We start from the raw sequence: 870 nt of genomic DNA, 5'->3' as shown, positions 1-870 counted from the left end.
CACTATCTGGTGATAATGACAAAGCCCATCCAACAGGTTTGCGGGAAAATAAGTCTAAAACAACGGCTAGATAGGCCCAGCGATTACCGACCCAAACATACGTCACGTCGCCACACCACACTTGATCTGGTTGAGTTACTGCAAACTGTCGATTTAGCGTATTGGGGATTGCAACATGCTCTTGTGTCGCTTTCCTATAAGAATGCTTAGGCTGCTGACAGCTTAATAACCCAAGCTTTTTCATTAGATTACGGGCTCGATAACGACTGAGACCAATCCCTTTRTTAGTCACTAATTGCGCTATCGTTCGMGCACCGGCAGAGCCATGACTAATAYGATGTGCGGCCTTCACTTCACTGCATAAAATAGTMAAGTCTGCATCAATATGTTCTTTTCTTTTTAGCCAATACTTATAGCTACTTCGATGYACTTTGAATGCATTACAAATTGTGAGAATAGAGTGGCTCTGCTTGAGTGCGCTGATTAGCGTAAATTGTTCATCGAGTCTGACATCAAGAGAGCGGTAGCCTTTTTTAGGATAAGATTGTGCTCCTCAAGACGAGCTATTTGCTTCTTCAGCTCACGGATTTCAATTTGTTCAGGGGTAATCGGAGATGCTTTTGGTGTGCCACCCTGGCGTTCTAGTTTTAACTGTCTCACCCATTTATCCATAGTGGACTTACCWACGTTCATCGCCTTTGCAGCTTCGATGATGCTATGGTTTTTATCGAGGACTAATTGGGCTGCTTCAAGTTTGAATTCAGCACTAAATGTTTTTCTGGTTGTCGATCTCATGTGTTCACCTAAAGTCATCTACGAGGTAATAATATCACCTCTATTTAGGTGGCCAAAATTAGTGTGCCACTACAG

Annotated in this window: 1 pseudogene; it reads right to left on the bottom strand. The window is 42.9% G+C overall.

Annotated features, from left to right (window positions below):
- A pseudogene (locus L5M17_RS22895) lies at window positions 1-795 on the bottom strand (IS3-like element ISSba5 family transposase); the annotation flags it as partial.
- Window positions 796-870 lie beyond the last annotated feature (75 nt).

Origin of the sequence: Shewanella sp. SW24, assembly GCF_025653395.1 — a bacterium.
Taxonomy (GTDB): Bacteria; Pseudomonadota; Gammaproteobacteria; order Enterobacterales; family Shewanellaceae; genus Shewanella; species Shewanella oncorhynchi.
Note: the sequence above shows the minus strand (reverse complement) of the source record. Positions and strands in the feature narration are given on the sequence as shown.